Consider the following 15,253-nt stretch of genomic DNA (forward strand, 5'->3'; position numbering starts at 1 on the left):
GCTCGGTTCACAATTCAGCACGAACCCGCACTGATGCCGCCGCCGAAGCCCCAGACCGCCCACCAGCGCAGACCTGTGCTGAATTGTGAACGCGCGCCGTCCGGCTCAGCCTGGTATCAGCCCCTCTGCAGCGAGCTCATTCCACAGCGCGCCAGGAATCTCGAGCGCCGCATACTCGGCATTCTGCGTCAGCTGCCCTGGCCGGCTTCCTCCGACCACCACCGAGCGCACCACGTCTGACTGCAGCGGGAACTGGATCGCGGCGGCGGGCAGCGGCACGTCGTGCTCGGCGCACACCCGTGCGATGCGCAGCAGCCGTTCCCACAGCTCGTCGGGAAGCTGCCCGTACTCGTATCGCCCGTCGCGGCGAGGTTCGTTCGATGCCAGCAGCCCGGAGTTGAAGACGGATGCCGCGACGATGCCTGTCCCGGTCTCTCGGCACGCCGGCAGCACCTCGGCCGCCGCCGGCTGTTCGAGCAGCGTGTATCTGCCCGCGACCATGACCAGGTCGAGGTCGGCCGACCACACGGAGGCGGCGAGCGCATCCGACACCATCGAGCCGATGCCGACGGCAGTCACCTCGCCGTCGCGACGCAGCTGCTCGAGCGCCGGCAGCGCCTCGGCGAGCGCGAGATCCAGGTCATGCCGCTCGGGGTCGTGCAGGTAGACAAGGTCGATGCGCTCGATCCCGAGACGTTCGCGGGACTCATCGAGACTGGTGCGTATCCCCTCAGCCGAGAAGTCCCACACGCGCTGCAGATCGTCGGGAACATGGAAGTCGTTCGCTGTGTCGAGGCCGCCGTCGTGGTCGGGGTTCGGTCGCAGCAGGCGCCCGACCTTGGTCGACAGCACGTACTCGTCGCGCGGTTTGGTCTGCAGGAACGCCCCGAGACGACGCTCCGAGAGCCCGAGCCCGTAATGCGGAGCGGTGTCGAAGTAGCGGATGCCGCTGTCCCACGCCGCATCGAGCACCGCCCACGCCTCGTCGTCGCTCAGCGCGCGGAAGAGGTTGCCGACGTTCGCGGCCCCGTATCCGAGGGGCGGAACCGCCAGAGCATCAGACTCCGACATGCTGCCCCGTCCACGTGTACGCGGCGATGCTCTCGGCCTTCATCTCCATGCCGGATCCGGGCACCGTGGGTGCCATGTACGACCCGCCCTGGATGTCGGTGGGGATCACGAAGTGCTCGTGCAGGTGGTCGACGAACTCGATCATCCGCCCTTCGCGGGTGCCGGTGACGGCGACGAAGTCGAACATCGAGAGGTGCTGCACGGCCTCGCACAGCCCGACGCCACCGGCATGTGGGCAGACCGGCACACCGAACTTCGCGGCCAGCAGCAGGTTGGCGATGTTCTCGTTGACGCCCGCGACGCGCACGGCGTCGATCTGCATGACCGAGATCGCCTGGGCCTGCAGCAGCTGCTTGAAGATGACGCGGTTCTGGGCGTGCTCGCCGGTGGCGACGCGGATGGGTGCCACCCCCCTGGCGATCTCGGCGTGACCGAGCACGTCGTCGGGGCTCGTGGGCTCTTCGATCCAGGCGGGGTGGAACTCGGCGAGCGCGTTGACCCATTCGATCGCCTCCGACACCTCCCACCGCTGGTTGGCGTCGATCGCGATGGGGAAGTCCGGTCCGCACACCTCGCGGGCCTTGCGGAAACGGCGGATGTCGTCGTCGAGGTCGGCGCCGACCTTCAGCTTGATCTGGGTGAAGCCGTCGGCCATCGCCTCGCGGGCGAGCCGCTCGAGCTTCTCGTCGGAGTATCCGAGCCATCCGGGGCTGGTCGTGTAGCCGGGGTATCCGGTGGCGAGCAGTTCTCGTTCGCGCTCGAGGCGTCCCGGTTCGGCGGCGCGCAGGATCTCGAGGGCGTCCTCGGGCGTCAGCGCATTTGTGAGGTAGCGGAAGTCGACGAGGCCCACGAGCTCCTCGGGCGTCATCCGCGCGAGCAGCTGCCACAGCGGCAGCCCGGCCCGCTTGGCCTTGATGTCCCACAGCGCGTTGATGACCGCGCCGATGGCCATGTGCATGACGCCCTTCTCGGGGCCGAGCCAGCGCAGCTGCGAGTCGCCGATGATGTCGCGGAACGTCGTGCCCATGTCGTCGAGCAGCGGCTCGATCTCGCGACCGACGAGGTGCCCGGCGAGCGCGTCGATCGCGGCGACCTGCACATCGTTGCCGCGCCCGATCGTGAAGACGAACGCGTGGCCGTCGATGCCGTCCTCGGCATCCGTGCGCACGATCACGTATGCCGCCGAGTAGTCGGGGTCGGGATTCATGGCATCCGATCCGTCCAGACTCAGCGATGTCGGGAAGCGGATGTCGGTCGTGTCGAGGGCGACGATGCGGCTCACGGGTTCCTCTCGTGCACGGGACGGATATCCGTGCAGATCTCTTGGAGTGTAAACATCGGATGTCTATACTGTCAACGAGACGGGCCGCACTGACGCGCCTCGTCACCCACGGACACCTCACTGAGCAGGAGAGACATGAAGTTCGCACGGCTAGGCACCCCCGGCGCCGAGATCCCCGTCCTCGTCGAAGGTGACCGCTACCTCGATCTGCGCTCTGTGACATCCGATGTGAACGGTGATTTCCTCGCCGGTAATTTCCGGGCTCGCGTCGCCGCGGCCCGCGCCGCCGACGAACTGCCGGTTCTCGGGGATGCCGCGGCGATGCGCATCGGCGCGCCGATCGCCCGCCCCAGCGCCGTCATCTGCATCGGCCAGAACTACGCGGCGCACGCCCGCGAGTCCGGCTCCGAGCCGCCGACCGTCCCGATCATGTTCCTGAAGACGCCGAACACGGTGGTCGGCCCGAACGATGCGGTCACGATCCCCCGCGGCAGCGAGAAGACCGACTGGGAGGTCGAGCTCGGCATCGTGATCGGCGCCCGCGCCGCCTACCTCGATTCGCCCGACGACGCCGACGCCCACATCGCCGGCTACGTGGTGGCGAACGACGTCTCGGAGCGCGCCTTCCAGATGGAGGTCTCGGGCGGGCAGTGGTCGAAGGGCAAGATCGCCCCCGGTTTCAACCCGACCGGCCCCTGGCTGGTGACACCCGACGAGGTCGACGTCGACGACCTGCGGCTGCGCAGCTGGGTGAACGGCGAAGCGCGTCAGGATTCGAACACCGACGACATGATCTTCGACGTGCGCGTGATCGTGCACCACCTGTCGCAGTACGTCACGCTCGAGCCGGGCGATCTGATCCTCACGGGCACTCCCCAGGGCGTGGCCTTCGGGGGCAAGTTCCCGTATCTGACGGCGGGCGACGTGGTCGAGATCGAGATCGAAGGACTCGGGCATCAGCGCCAGGAGTTCGTGGCATGGGAGGCACAGAAGTGAGCAGCGCACTCGACGGACTCGTCGCGATCGTGACCGGCGGAGCATCCGGGATCGGAGCGGCCATCGCCGCCCGCCTGCACGCCGACGGCGCGCAGATCGCCGTGCTCGACCGCGACACCTCAGGAGCGGATGCCGCCTTCGCCGCTTTTACGGCCGACGTGTCGGACCGTGCATCGGTGGATGCCGCCGTGGCCGCCGTCGCCGAGAGGTTCGGGCGCATCGACATCGTCGTGAACAACGCCGGGGTCGGCGCCCAGGGAGACATCAGCGCCAACGACGACGACGAGTGGGCGCGTGTGCTCTCGATCAACGTCACGGGCATCGCCCGCGTCACGTCGGCGGCGTTGCCGTGGCTCAAGAAGTCGCCGAGCGCGGCGGTCTGCAACACGGCATCCATCGCCTCGACCACCGGCCTTCCCCAGCGCGCGCTCTACAGCGCGTCGAAGGGCGCCGTCTCGGCTCTGACCCGTGCCATGGCCGCCGATCACCTGCGCGAGGGCATCCGCGTCAACGCCGTCAACCCCGGCACCGCCGACACCCCGTGGGTCGGCCGGCTGCTCGACTCGGCCGACGACCCGGCCGCCGAGCGCGCCGCCCTCGAGGCCCGCCAGCCGCATGGCCGCCTGGTCTCACCCGACGAGGTCGCCGCGGCGGTCGCCTACCTGGTGAGCCCCGCCGCGGGCTCGACCACGGGCACGTTCATCGAGGTCGACGGCGGCATGGCTCAGCTGCGGCTCCGTCCCGTCGGGGGCTGACCGCCGCGTCGCCCGCTGTCCTGGTCCCGGCCCCGGACAGCGGGCGCTATGAGCGACCGCCGCGCAGCCAACCCAGGATGCCGCGGCGCGGCCGCTCCTCCCGAGCGTCCTCGTGCGTCGGCCGCTCGCCGATCCGGTAGAACTCCTCGGCGTTCGTCCACATGATCGCGTCGACGTCGTGCCCGCGGCGCTCGGCCCAGGCGATCACCGCATCCGCCCATCTGATCCGAGCCGTCGGCTGATACATGGGCGATCCGTCGACGTTCGCGTACGGGTCGCCCTCCTCCGGGGGTCCGATGACCGAGACCGGCCAGTCACTGCCCCACATCAGCCGATCGACGCCGAACGCGTCGGCCGCGGCGTCGAGGAACGGATGCAGCTGCTCGGCCGACCAGTCGCCTCCGGCCTCTCCCGGCAGCCCCGAGAGCTTGCACCACACATTCGGATGCCGTGCCAGGTCGTCGAGATCGCGCACCCATTCCATGGTCGGCGCCACCGGGGCCTTCGCCGTGCCGACCTCGGGCTTGCCGAGGTGATCGAGCACCATCCGCAGCTCGGGCACCGCCCCCGCGAGTCGGGCCACCTCGGGCAGCTGCGCGGCGCGCACGCAGGCGTCGAAGGCCCAGCCGCGCGCCGCGACCTCGCGCGCCCCGGTGACGAAGTCTGCCGAGACCGCCAGTCCGTCGGGTTCGCCCTGCAGGTTGTGCCGCACGCCGACCACGAGCGGCTCGGCGGCGAGTCCTTCGAGGTGCGCGGTGGTGTCGGTGCCGCGATCCAGACGCGCCCCCGCGACGATGCCGACCACCCCGACGCGGGGCGCGAGCCCGGCCACCCACCGCACTTCTTCGAGGAAGTCGTCTTCGACGGTCTCGGCCTGCACGAACACCGCGCGCTCGGTCGTCGCGCGGGCGATGCGGGCGTGCTCGATCTCGGTCGCACCGAACAGCCAGGCGAGCGGACCCTCGAGCCAGGTGTAGTGCAGAAGCTCGGGGTCCCAGAGGTGCAGGTGCGAATCGAGTACGCGCATGCCCCCATCCTGCCGCAGACATCCGATGAATGGCTAGGATGACGCCATGGCAGTGACTGACGACGCGATCGAGAAGATCAAGGCGATGATCGTGTCGGGCGAACTCGCACCCGGCGATCGCCTCCCTCCCGAGAAGGAGCTGTCCGAGCGGCTCGGCCTGTCACGCAACTCGATGCGCGAGGCCGTGAAGGCGCTCGAGGTGATCCGGGTGCTCGACGTGCGCCGCGGTGACGGCACCTATGTCACCAGCCTGGAGCCCCACCTGCTGCTCGAGGCGATCTCGTTCGTGGTCGACATGCACGACGACGACTCGATGCTCGAGATCTTCGCAGTGCGGCGGATGCTGGAGTCGCAGGCGACCGGCCTCGCGGCCACCCTCGGGAGCGACGACGCGATCGCCGGCCTCGAGAGCGAGGTCGCCTCCATCGACCCGACGGTCAGCATCGAAGAGCTCGTCGAGCACGACATCCGCTTCCACCGTGAGATCGTCGGCATGGCCGGCAACGCCTATCTCGCCAGCCTCATCGAGCACCTGAGCAGTCAGACCGTGCGCGCCCGCGTGTGGCGTGGTCTCACCGAGGGCGGAGCGGTCGAGCGCACCCTCTCGGAGCACCGGGCGATCGCCGACGCCATCGCCCGGCGCGATTCGGGTCTCGCCACCTCGCTGGCCACGGCGCACATCGCCGGCGTCGAGCGGTGGCTGCGCCAGGCGGCATCCGCCTGACGCAGCGACGCCTCTCTCGGCCACGCGTCCCTCGGGCCTTCCCTGCACGCTTTCGTCGTCCGGGCCCAGACCGGCACGTTCGGCCAGATGCGCTTCGCTCGGCCGTATCCGTGACGTCGGGCCGAATCTGGTGCGTCTGGCCGACGCTGGCCCACCCGCCGGAGTGCGACTCAGGCCCCGAGCCGCCCCATTGCCGCGTCGAACTCGGCGGCGGAGCTGTCGCTGACCTCGTGGAACAGCACCTGCTCGATCACGTCGGGTGCCGCCGTGAAGTACGGCACCCCCGCGAGACGCAGACCGGTGATGTCGTCAGGTGATCGCAGGCTGGCCGCGAGCACGTTCGAGTCGCTGCCCGCGCACACCTCCTGCATGCGGGCGATCACCGCATCCCCGTCGATGCCGGCATCCCGCATCCGTCCGAGGTAGGGGGCGATGTACTGCGCCCCGATCGAGGCGCATGCCAGCGCCTGTGCGACCGAGTAGACGGCGGTGACGAGCACGGTCGCGCCGTCGCGCACCAGAGCGGATGCCGCGGCGAAGCCGTCGCGGGTCGCCGGCACCTTCACGGCCACGCGATCGCCCAGCGCACGGATGCCCTCGGCGTTGCGGAGGAAGGATGCGGTGTCGCCGCCCCACGTCTGGAAGAAGATCTCGCGGGCGCCCTCGTCCGACCAGCGGGCGTAGAGGTCGGGGATCTCCGCGGCGGTGCGGCCGCCGCGCTCGAGGATCGTGGGGTTGGTCGTCACGCCGTGCACGACGCCCGCGGTGAGGAGCGAGGCGACGCGGTCGACGTCCGCGCTGTCGACATAGAGACGGGGGGCCAGCGCGGTCATCGGGTCTCCTTGTGCACAACCTGTCGTTACAGGTTCGGATTCGGCTAATGTAATGACAGCCGCGGAGGATGTCAAAGCACCCCGCATCGACGACGATCAGGAGTGCCATGACAGCCGCCACCTCGCCCGATCGCACCGGCGTCGTCATCGTCGGCAGCGTGACCGCAGACGTGACGACCTTCTCGACCAGGCTCCCCGCCCGCGGAGAGACCATCCTCGGCGACGAGTTCACCCTGATGCTCGGCGGCAAGGGCGCGAATCAGGCGGTCGCCGCCGGACGATCGGGGGCCCGCACGAGCTTCGTCGGATGCGTGGGAGACGACCTCTTCCACGACCTCGTCGTCGACGGGCTGAGCGAGGCCGGGGTCGACCTCACGCACCTGCGCACGGTGCCGGGGCCGACGGGCATCGCGCACATCCGCGTCGACGCCTCGGCGCAGAACGACATCGTCATGGTGCCTCTGGCCAACGCCGCGCTCAGCACCGAGCAGATCGACGCGGCGCTCGAAGCCCTCGCGCCGACCACGTCGGTGCTGCTCACACAGCTCGAGACGCCCTCGGCGCTCACCGCGCACATCACGTCACGAGGACGCGAGCACGGCATGACCGTCATCCTCGACCCCGCCCCCGCCGCTCCGCTGGATGACGCCGTGTGGGCGAGCATCGACATCGTCACCCCGAACGAGACCGAGGCCTCGGTGCTCAGCGGCGTCGAGGTGACGGATGCCGCGTCGGCGGAGATCGCCGGACGCTGGTTCCTCGACCGGGGCGTCGGCGCCGCCGTGATCACGCTCGCGGGTCAGGGCTCGTGCGTCGTGACCGCAGCGGGAGCATCCGTCATCCCGCCGTTCCCTGTCGAGGCCGTCGACACCACCGCGGCCGGCGACGCCTACGCCGGGTATCTCGGCGCCGCCCTCGCCAACGGCTGGGAGCTGACGGATGCCGTACGCCTGGCGACCGCCGCCGGAGCCCTCGCCGTCACGAAGCAGGGCGCCTCGCCCAGCCTGCCGCTGCGGGCCGAGGTCGACGCCTTCCTGGCCGCCCGAGAAGCCCACTGACACCCCCGAGGAGACATCATGCGCAAGACAGCGACGACCATCAACCCCGCACTCTCGCGCGTGATCAGCGAGACCGGCCACACCGATCTGCTGGTGGTCACCGACGCCGGCCTGCCCATCCCGCCCGGATCCGAGCGCATCGACCTCGCCTATCGTCCCGGCGCTCCGGCCTTCTTCGACGTGCTCGACACCGTGCTGGCCGAGCTCGTCGTGGAGGGAGCGACGGTGTCGGCCGAGGTCGCCGAGAAGAGCCCCGAGGTGCTGGCCGCGCTGCGCGAGCGCTTCGCCGACCAGGACTTCGAGATCGAGCTCATCCCGCACGTCGACTTCAAGAAGCTGACCCACTCGGCGCGCGCGTTCGTGCGCTCGGGAGAGTTCACCCCCTACGCGAACGTGATCCTGCACGCGGGAGTGGCGTACTGATATGAATGACACGATCGACCGCCACTCCGCCGCGCCCATGTACGACCAGCTGCGTCAGCTGATCGTCGACGGCATCTCGCGAGACGGCCTGCAGCCCGGCGACCCGCTGCCCGGCGAGCACCGCCTCTGTGAGCGTTACGGCATCTCGCGCACCGTGGTGCGCCAGGCGTTGGCCCAGCTCGAGCACGAGGGGCTCGTCGAACGCGTCAAGGGCAAGGGCACGTTCGTGTCGCGCCCCCGCACGAGCGAGAGCCTGGTGCACACGCTGATCGGCCTCTACGACGACGTCGAGCGCCGCGGCGGGCACGTGCACAGCGACGTCCTGCGCCACGAGCAGACTCTCGCCGACGACGAGATCGCGGCGGCACTCGAGGTCGACCCTGGCGCACCGGTCGTGGTGCTCGACCGTCTGCGTCACGTCGACGGCGAACCCTGGTCGCTCTCGACCACCTGGATGCCGGATGCCGTCGGCGGAGTCACGCTCGGCGTCGACCTCTCGGAGCGGTCCCTGTACCGCCTGCTCGCCGATCACGACATCGTGGCGACCAGCGGCGTCCGCTCGGCCGAGGCCACCGTCGCGACCCACGAGCAGGCGCAGCATCTGGGGGTGAGCGCCGGCTCCGCCCTGCTGCGACTGCGCAGCGTGAGCCGTTCCTCCGACGGCACGCCGATCGAGTACTTCGTGGCGCACCACCGCGGCGACCGCTCGCGCTTCGAGTTCCAGCTGCAGCAGGAGCAGTCGCAGGCGTCGCTGCTGCACGTCGACGGCGACGGCAGCACCTCGCGCGCCGGCACCGTCCGCTAGCCGCATCCGCACGCGGCATCCACTCACAGGTGGGTCGGCCGAGCACGGGTCGCGGACTAGCCTGGAACGAGAGCACGCATCGCACGGGGCGATGCGATCGGGGGGAAGACACGATGGTCGACGACGCGCATCCACCGGCATCCGACTCCGACCCGGTCATCCCTCCGCCGCCTGCCGCGGCGCCGGCACAGCTCGGATCCTCCGTCCCGCTGGCCCCGCCGCTGGGCGGGATCCCCGGGCCGCCCGCGCCGCTGCCGCCGTACGCCTCTGCCTCCCAGCCGGGGCTGCATCCGCAGATGGCCGCGTACCCGCCGCCGCACCCCGGGCAGCCGTCGCCTCCCTACGGCGCCGCATATGCTTCCCCGTCCGCGCCTCCTCCTCCGCGTTCAGGACGGACCGTCGGCATCGTCATCGCAGCGGTCGCGGCGTTCGTGCTGATCGTCGTCGTGGGCATCGCGGTGGCCGTGAGCCTGCTGCTGAGCTCGCGCACCGAACCGGCGACCGCGCCTCCGGCCACGAGCGTCACGGAAGAGCCCGCAGCGCCTTCCGAGGCACCGCAGGGCGACCCGGACTCCGACGGCTCGGGCGACGCCGACGCCGACGCCTCCGCCATCGCCGACGCGCTCCAGGCGAAGATCGACGAGTACAAGCGCCTGCGCGACAGCGGCGCGCTCTGGCAGAGCATCCCCGACACCGAGTTCAACCGCACGGCCGTCTCCGCCTTCCTCTACTTCCTCACCGACATGAAGGTCGCCACCATCTGGGGTGTCGACGATGCGCAGGCGCAGGAGTACGAGGAGCGCATGACGATGCTCGAGGAGCGTCTGCTCGCCGAGCAGCCCCTCGGCGACGACATCCAGATCACCCTCGAGGACGAGGTCTTCACGTACGACGGCGAGACGGGCGAGGGCGGCTACACGCCCCGCTAGAGGAGCGTTACGCTCGAAGCATGAGCGACTGGACCAGCACCGCGATCGCCCTGCTGGAAGCCGACGCCAACCGCAGCGCCGACACCCATCTGCACCTCTTCCCGCTGCCACCCGAGTGGGGCATCGACCTGTACCTGAAAGACGAGTCGGTGCATCCGACCGGGTCGCTCAAGCACCGTCTCGCGCGCTCGCTGATCCTGTACGGACTCGTCAACGGACGCATCACCGAGGACTCCACTCTCGTCGAGTCGTCCAGCGGATCGACGGCCGTCTCCGAGGCGTACTTCGCGCGGATGCTGGGGCTGCCCTTCGTCACCGTCGTACCGCGCTCGACCAGCCAGGAGAAGATCGACCTCATCGAGTTCTACGGCGGACGCTGTCACTTCGTCGACCGCGCCGAGGACATGTCTCCTGAGGCTCAGCGCCTGGCCTCCGAATGCCATGGCCACTACCTCGACCAGTTCACGTTCGCCGAGCGGGCGACCGACTGGCGCGGCAACAACAACATCGCCGAGAGCGTGTTCAGCCAGCTGTCGCAGGAACGCCACCCGATCCCCCGCTGGATCGTCGTGGGCGCAGGCACCGGCGGCACGAGCGCCACCTTCGGCCGGTACGTGAAGTACCGCCGCCACGAGACGCAGATCGCGGTCGTCGACCCCGAGGGTTCGGCGTTCTACGACGGATGGGCGGGCACCGTCGACGCGCCGGCCGGACGCCCCAGTCGCATCGAGGGCATCGGCCGCCCGCGCGTCGAGGCCTCGTTCGTGCCCAGTGTGATCGACGAGATGATCCGCGTTCCCGACGCGGGGTCGATCGCCGCGATCCGGATGCTGCGCGAGCGCACCCTGCACTGGGCCGGAGGTTCGACCGGCACCAACCTGTACGGCGTATTCCAGCTGATCGCGCGCATGCGCGCGGCGGGCGAGACCGGCAGCATCGTCACGCTCATCTGCGACAGCGGCATCCGCTACGCCGGCACGTACTTCAACGATGAGTGGGTCGCCGAGCAGGGCTGGGACCTCGACCCGCATCGCACCCGCCTCGATCACTTCCTCGAGACCGGGGTCTGGGTCGACTGACCCTCGTTCCGCTTCCATGACTCCGGAGATCCGGGCAGGTCACCCGGGAGAACACGCTTCCTCGGGTTCGAGCCGCCACATTCTCCGGAGTCATGGCCGTCGCGGGCCGAGGCGCTCCGGCTACGCTGGCCGCATGACTACTCTCATCCTCACTGTCGCGGGTGCCGATCGCCCCGGACTCGTCGCAGCCGTCGCCGATGTCGTCGATGCCCACGGCGGAAACTGGGAGAACAGCTCGCTGGCCGAGCTCGCGGGCACCTTCGCCGGAGTGATCGAGGTCTCGGTCGCCGCCGACCGTTCCGACGAGCTGCAGACGGCGCTCCGCGGACTTCAGGGACAGGGGCTCCTGACGCTCGCCGTCCTCACCGGAACGCCTGATGACGACGCGGAGGACGAGCAGCGACTCGAGATCCGGGTGCTGGGCAACGACCGATCCGGCATCGTCCGCGAGGTCTCGAACGTGCTGAACGCGCACGAACTCAGCATCGAGGAGCTCGCGACCGAGACCCGGGATGCCGCGATGGCCGGCGGCCGTCTGTTCGAGGCATCCGTGATCGCGCGGGTTCCGTCGTCGGTCGACATCGATGCCCTGCGTCGCGACCTCGAGCGCATCGCCACGGAGATCCAGGTCGACATCACCCTCGCCTGACCGCGGCGTCCCCTCCGCCCGATACGCACACAGCACCCAGCGCCCCGCGCGGCCCCCGAGGCGACCGCACGCCTGTGCAGACCGAGGCGAACTGTGCAGACCGGTCGAGACGAGAGGGCGATCGTCGTCACTCAGGGCGACTCGACGGACGACCCTTCGGCGCGCAGATCCGTATCGGTGTACCGGCGCACCCAGTACTCGGTCTGAGCCACGTGGGCGGATGCCGCAGCCGACGCCGCGACCGGGTCCGCCGCCGCGAGTCCGCGGAGGATCGCCCGGTGCCCGGCATCCGAGTGGAGCTTGAGTTCGGCGGCATCGCCGGCATCCGGGATCCGATAGGCCCGCGAGCGTGAGCGCAGCACGTCGATCAGGCTCGTGAGCGCGTCGTTGCCGGCGACCTCCGAGATCGTCATGTGGAAGGCGTGGTCGAGGCGGGAGTGGTCCTCGAAGTCGTCGCTCGCCTCGATCTCATCGAGCACGCCGCTGAGCGTCTCGATCGTGGCGGCGTCGATGCGGGCCGCGGCGAGCGCAGCTGCGTGGGGCTCGAGCACCCGGCGAAGCTCCGTCAGTTCGAGCACCCCGGCCATGGGCAGGAGTCCGACCGTGAGAGAGAGGCTGCCGATCAGGTCGGCGGCGCGCAGCTCGCTGACGTAGCTGCCCGAGCCGTGCCGGGTCTCGAGCACACCGAGGGCGGCCAGCATGCGGATGGCTTCGCGCAGCGATCCGCGTGAGACGCCGAGCGTCTCGCACAGCTCCCCCTCGCTCGGCAGACGGTCGCCGGGACGCAGCTCGCCGTCCGCGATCAGCGCACGCAGCCCGTGCAGCGCTGTGTCCAGTGCGCTCATCGTCATCCTCCTGACACCGCCCGATCCCCTTGCTGAGTCTGTCGGACGCAGACCCTTCGTCAAATTCGTATGACAACTATGTTTCATCCTCGCCTTTTCGTAGCCATTTCGAAAGCCGTGTGGCAAAGTTGTGCAACAACTCCCCCACTGCACCGACGAGGACCGATGCCCGCACCACTCTTCCCCGCACCGCTCACGCTGAACTCCGGCATCCGAGCCCGTGATGCGTGGCCGCTCGATCCCGACGTGATCCACCTGAACCACGGCTCGTTCGGCGCGGTTCCCACGGCCGTCGTCGAGCAGCAGGATGCCCTGCGACGTCGTGCCGACCTCAGCCCGGTCGAGTGGTTCCCCCGCATCGCCGAACGGGTGCGCGACGCTCGCGAGCGCACGGCTCCGTTCCTCGGCGCCCATGCCGAAGACAGCGTCTTCGTCCCAAACGCCTCCGCCGCCGCGACCGTCGTCTACAACGCCCTGCACCTCGAGCGCGGCGACGAGATCCTCGTCACCGACCAGGGCTACGGAGCGATCACCATGGGCGCGCAGCGCCTGGCCCGCCGCTTCGGAGCATCCGTCCGCGCCGTCGAGCTGCCGCTGCTCGCCTCCGACGACGAGGTCGTGCAGCGCTTCGCCGACGCACTCACTCCGGCCACCCGCCTGATCGTGGTCGACCAGATCACCTCGCCGACCGCGCGGATGCTGCCGACCCGGCGCATCGCCGAGCTCGCGGCGGAACGGGGCATCCGCACCCTCGTCGACGGCGCTCATGCTCCCGGTCTCGTCGCCGATGCCGCCGCGGTCGCCGGCGGCGACTGGTGGTTCGGCAACCTGCACAAGTGGCCCTGCGCCCCGCGCGGTTCCGCCCTGCTCGTCACCAACGCCCCCGACCGCGACGACCTGTGGCCGCTCATCGACTCGTGGGCGGCGAACGAGCCCTACCCCGAGCGCTTCGACACCCAGGGCACGATCGACGCGACGACCTACCTCGCCACCCCGGCATCGATCGAGTTCATCGAGTCCGAGTTCGGGTGGCACAACGCCCGTCAGGCGATGGCGCAGATGGCGGATGCCGGGGCCGAGATCATCGCCGAGGGCCTGCGCCCCTACGGCGACGAAGACCCCCTCACTCCGTTGCCCTCGCCCGTGCCGTCGATGCGACTCGTACGACTGCCGCTCGGACTCGGCTCGACCCGCGAAGAAGCCGATGCCCTGCGCATGGACCTGCTCGACGAGACCGGCGTCGAGACCGCGTTCACCAGCTTCCGCGGCGTCGGCTACTTCCGCCTGTCGGCGCACCTCTACACAGAGGCGTCCGACTTCGAGGCCTTCGTCGAGCGCTGCATCCCGCAGATCCTCCGCCGCGCCGGCATCCGCACCGCCGACTCCATCATCGTCTCCTGACCCGACCCACCCCTCCACCCACCACCCGACCCACCACCATCACCAACTGAGAGGCACCTCGTGAAGAAGAACAGAATCTTGACGACCGCCGCGGGAATCGGCACCGTCGCCGCACTCGCGCTCACCGGCTGTTCCGCAGGCGGCGGCGAGTCCGCCGACGGCACCGTCACCCTGCAGATGGTCGAGAGCCTGACCAATCCTGCCCGCACCGACCTGCTGCGCGGACTCCTCGACGACTTCGAGAAGGAGAACCCCGACATCAAGGTCAAGCTCGTCTCGCCGCCCACCGAGCAGGCCGACGCGAAGATCCAGCAGATGCTGCAGTCGGGCAAGGGCGTCGACGTCCTCGAGGTCCGCGACATCACCGTCGGACCGTTCGCGAACAACGGCTGGCTGCACGACATCTCGGCCGACCTCGAGAAGTGGGACGGCTGGGATGCCCTCACCGACAACGCGCAGTCGGCGTCCGTGGCCGCAGACGGCAAGAGCTACTTCGTGCCGTACGGCTTCTACGGCCTGTCGCTCTTCTATCGCACGGACCTCGTCGAGGAGGCGGGCTTCGACGGCCCGCCGCACAGCTGGAAGGATCTGCTCGAGCAGGCCAGCGCCATCCAGGACCCCGCGAACAACATCTACGGCTACGCGTTCCGCGGTGGCCAGAACGCGAACAGCAATGTGGTCGCGGCTATCGAGGCCTACACGATCGACGGCCTCGACGTCGATGACGCCTTCCTGATGGAGGACGGGTCGACGATCTTCGCCGCTCCCGAGGCGCAGGAAGCCGTCGACGACTACTTCGACCTCTTCAAGGAGGCGTCGCCGCCGTCCGCCGTGTCGTGGGGCTACCCCGAGATGGTCGCCGGTTTCACCAACGGCACCACGGCGTTCCTGCTGCAGGACCCCGAGGTCATCGCGACCGTGCAGGACTCCTCTCTGACCGAGGATCAGTGGGACACCGCCCCGCTGCTCGTCGGCCCGTCGGGCAAGGCCGCGCAACCGCTGGCCGTCGCCGGCTGGGGCGTCGCGGAGAACAGCGAGCACCAGGATGCTGCGGTCAAGCTCGTCGAGTTCCTCTCGTCGGCCGAGCCGGCCACCGAGTTCGCGCAGGCCAACAGCCTCGTGCCGATCATCTCCGAGGCAGCCGATGACGAGTTCTACTCCTCGGGCCCGTGGACGAGCTATGTCACGATGACCGAGGACCCCGAGACCTACGTCAACGTCAAGCAGCCTCGCGGCGTCAGCTGGTGGACCGAGTGGATCCAGAAGTCCGACCAGGACGTGCAGAACGTGCTGCTCGGCAACATGTCGACCACCGAGCTGCTCGAGTCGTGGGACACCTTCTGGACCGAGAAGTACGCTGCGGAAAAGGGCTGATC

Annotated in this window: 16 protein-coding genes; 11 read left to right on the top strand and 5 right to left on the bottom strand. The window is 69.6% G+C overall.

Annotation, left to right across the window (positions count from 1 at the left end):
- Positions 1–105 precede the first annotated feature (105 nt).
- Both AKG07_RS10840 and AKG07_RS10845 read right to left on the bottom strand, forming a co-directional pair.
- A complete protein-coding gene (locus AKG07_RS10840) occupies positions 106–1,071 on the bottom strand; it encodes an aldo/keto reductase (protein WP_053097951.1) in 966 nt (321 codons plus the stop codon).
- Positions 1,058–2,353 (bottom strand): L-fuconate dehydratase, encoded by a 1,296-nt coding sequence (locus AKG07_RS10845; protein ID WP_053097953.1) that lies wholly within the window; start codon positions 2,351–2,353, stop codon positions 1,058–1,060. The genes AKG07_RS10840 and AKG07_RS10845 overlap by 14 nt, the downstream gene beginning before the upstream one ends.
- A gap of 135 nt (positions 2,354–2,488) precedes the next feature.
- Here AKG07_RS10845 and AKG07_RS10850 point away from each other — a divergent pair, with 135 nt between their 5' ends.
- Both AKG07_RS10850 and AKG07_RS10855 read left to right on the top strand, forming a co-directional pair.
- Positions 2,489–3,349 (top strand): fumarylacetoacetate hydrolase family protein, encoded by an 861-nt coding sequence (locus AKG07_RS10850; RefSeq protein ID WP_053097955.1) that lies wholly within the window; start codon positions 2,489–2,491, stop codon positions 3,347–3,349.
- Complete coding sequence (locus tag AKG07_RS10855; protein ID WP_053097956.1) at positions 3,331–4,104, top strand: SDR family NAD(P)-dependent oxidoreductase; 774 nt, start codon at positions 3,331–3,333, stop codon at positions 4,102–4,104. The genes AKG07_RS10850 and AKG07_RS10855 overlap by 19 nt, the downstream gene beginning before the upstream one ends.
- A 46-nt stretch (positions 4,105–4,150) precedes the next feature.
- Here AKG07_RS10855 and AKG07_RS10860 read toward each other — a convergent pair whose 3' ends face one another.
- On the bottom strand, positions 4,151–5,131 hold the full coding sequence (locus AKG07_RS10860; protein ID WP_053097958.1) for an amidohydrolase family protein: 981 nt from the start codon (positions 5,129–5,131) through the stop codon (positions 4,151–4,153).
- A 46-nt stretch (positions 5,132–5,177) separates the two neighbouring features.
- Here AKG07_RS10860 and AKG07_RS10865 point away from each other — a divergent pair, with 46 nt between their 5' ends.
- Positions 5,178–5,855, top strand: a complete 678-nt coding sequence (locus AKG07_RS10865; RefSeq protein WP_053097960.1) for a FadR/GntR family transcriptional regulator — start codon at positions 5,178–5,180, stop codon at positions 5,853–5,855.
- A gap of 170 nt (positions 5,856–6,025) precedes the next feature.
- Here the strand turns inward: AKG07_RS10865 and AKG07_RS10870 are convergent, their stop codons facing one another.
- Entirely contained in the window at positions 6,026–6,688 is a 663-nt protein-coding gene (locus AKG07_RS10870) for a transaldolase family protein (protein WP_053097962.1), read from the bottom strand.
- A gap of 107 nt (positions 6,689–6,795) precedes the next feature.
- Between AKG07_RS10870 and AKG07_RS10875 the strand changes: the two genes are divergently transcribed.
- From AKG07_RS10875 to AKG07_RS10900, 6 genes are all read left to right on the top strand, one after another.
- Positions 6,796–7,746: a ribokinase gene (locus tag AKG07_RS10875; RefSeq protein ID WP_053097963.1), complete on the top strand. Its 951-nt coding sequence runs from the start codon at positions 6,796–6,798 to the stop codon at positions 7,744–7,746.
- 18 nt (positions 7,747–7,764) lie between these two features.
- Complete coding sequence (gene rbsD / locus AKG07_RS10880) at positions 7,765–8,169, top strand: D-ribose pyranase (RefSeq protein WP_053097964.1); 405 nt, start codon at positions 7,765–7,767, stop codon at positions 8,167–8,169.
- 1 nt (position 8,170) lies between these two features.
- Positions 8,171–8,974 (top strand): GntR family transcriptional regulator, encoded by an 804-nt coding sequence (locus AKG07_RS10885; protein WP_053097965.1) that lies wholly within the window; start codon positions 8,171–8,173, stop codon positions 8,972–8,974.
- Between the two features lie 113 nt (positions 8,975–9,087).
- Positions 9,088–9,903 carry a hypothetical protein gene (locus AKG07_RS10890; RefSeq protein ID WP_053097966.1) on the top strand — a complete coding sequence of 272 codons (816 nt, stop codon included), beginning with the start codon at positions 9,088–9,090 and terminating at the stop codon, positions 9,901–9,903.
- Positions 9,904–9,923: 20 nt separating this feature from the next.
- A complete protein-coding gene (locus tag AKG07_RS10895; RefSeq protein ID WP_053097967.1) occupies positions 9,924–10,982 on the top strand; it encodes a PLP-dependent cysteine synthase family protein in 1,059 nt (352 codons plus the stop codon).
- A 133-nt stretch (positions 10,983–11,115) separates the two neighbouring features.
- On the top strand, positions 11,116–11,631 hold the full coding sequence (locus AKG07_RS10900; RefSeq protein WP_053097968.1) for a glycine cleavage system protein R: 516 nt from the start codon (positions 11,116–11,118) through the stop codon (positions 11,629–11,631).
- Between the two features lie 131 nt (positions 11,632–11,762).
- Here AKG07_RS10900 and AKG07_RS10905 read toward each other — a convergent pair whose 3' ends face one another.
- Positions 11,763–12,476 (bottom strand): FadR/GntR family transcriptional regulator, encoded by a 714-nt coding sequence (locus AKG07_RS10905; RefSeq protein ID WP_053099265.1) that lies wholly within the window; start codon positions 12,474–12,476, stop codon positions 11,763–11,765.
- A gap of 165 nt (positions 12,477–12,641) precedes the next feature.
- Between AKG07_RS10905 and AKG07_RS10910 the strand changes: the two genes are divergently transcribed.
- Entirely contained in the window at positions 12,642–13,877 is a 1,236-nt protein-coding gene (locus AKG07_RS10910) for an aminotransferase class V-fold PLP-dependent enzyme (RefSeq protein ID WP_053097969.1), read from the top strand.
- A 60-nt stretch (positions 13,878–13,937) separates the two neighbouring features.
- On the top strand, positions 13,938–15,251 hold the full coding sequence (locus AKG07_RS10915) for an ABC transporter substrate-binding protein (RefSeq protein WP_053097970.1): 1,314 nt from the start codon (positions 13,938–13,940) through the stop codon (positions 15,249–15,251).
- The last annotated feature ends 2 nt before the right edge of the window (positions 15,252–15,253 follow it).

Origin of the sequence: Microbacterium sp. CGR1, assembly GCF_001266755.1 — a bacterium.
Lineage (GTDB): Bacteria > Actinomycetota > Actinomycetes > Actinomycetales > Microbacteriaceae > Microbacterium.

What these genes read in the sequence shown, in the direction of transcription:
- AKG07_RS10890 (WP_053097966.1), top strand. Translation starts at nt 9,088, where the DNA reads ATGGTCGACGACGCGCATCCACCGGCATCCGACTCCGACCCGGTCATC.
- AKG07_RS10905 (WP_053099265.1), bottom strand. Translation starts at nt 12,476, where the DNA reads ATGAGCGCACTGGACACAGCGCTGCACGGGCTGCGTGCGCTGATCGCG.
- AKG07_RS10895 (WP_053097967.1), top strand. Translation starts at nt 9,924, where the DNA reads ATGAGCGACTGGACCAGCACCGCGATCGCCCTGCTGGAAGCCGACGCC.
- AKG07_RS10910 (WP_053097969.1), top strand. Translation starts at nt 12,642, where the DNA reads ATGCCCGCACCACTCTTCCCCGCACCGCTCACGCTGAACTCCGGCATC.
- rbsD (WP_053097964.1), top strand. Translation starts at nt 7,765, where the DNA reads ATGCGCAAGACAGCGACGACCATCAACCCCGCACTCTCGCGCGTGATC.
- AKG07_RS10875 (WP_053097963.1), top strand. Translation starts at nt 6,796, where the DNA reads ATGACAGCCGCCACCTCGCCCGATCGCACCGGCGTCGTCATCGTCGGC.
- AKG07_RS10900 (WP_053097968.1), top strand. Translation starts at nt 11,116, where the DNA reads ATGACTACTCTCATCCTCACTGTCGCGGGTGCCGATCGCCCCGGACTC.
- AKG07_RS10860 (WP_053097958.1), bottom strand. Translation starts at nt 5,131, where the DNA reads ATGCGCGTACTCGATTCGCACCTGCACCTCTGGGACCCCGAGCTTCTG.
- AKG07_RS10865 (WP_053097960.1), top strand. Translation starts at nt 5,178, where the DNA reads ATGGCAGTGACTGACGACGCGATCGAGAAGATCAAGGCGATGATCGTG.
- AKG07_RS10840 (WP_053097951.1), bottom strand. Translation starts at nt 1,071, where the DNA reads ATGTCGGAGTCTGATGCTCTGGCGGTTCCGCCCCTCGGATACGGGGCC.
- AKG07_RS10850 (WP_053097955.1), top strand. Translation starts at nt 2,489, where the DNA reads ATGAAGTTCGCACGGCTAGGCACCCCCGGCGCCGAGATCCCCGTCCTC.
- AKG07_RS10855 (WP_053097956.1), top strand. Translation starts at nt 3,331, where the DNA reads ATGGGAGGCACAGAAGTGAGCAGCGCACTCGACGGACTCGTCGCGATC.
- AKG07_RS10870 (WP_053097962.1), bottom strand. Translation starts at nt 6,688, where the DNA reads ATGACCGCGCTGGCCCCCCGTCTCTATGTCGACAGCGCGGACGTCGAC.
- AKG07_RS10885 (WP_053097965.1), top strand. Translation starts at nt 8,171, where the DNA reads ATGAATGACACGATCGACCGCCACTCCGCCGCGCCCATGTACGACCAG.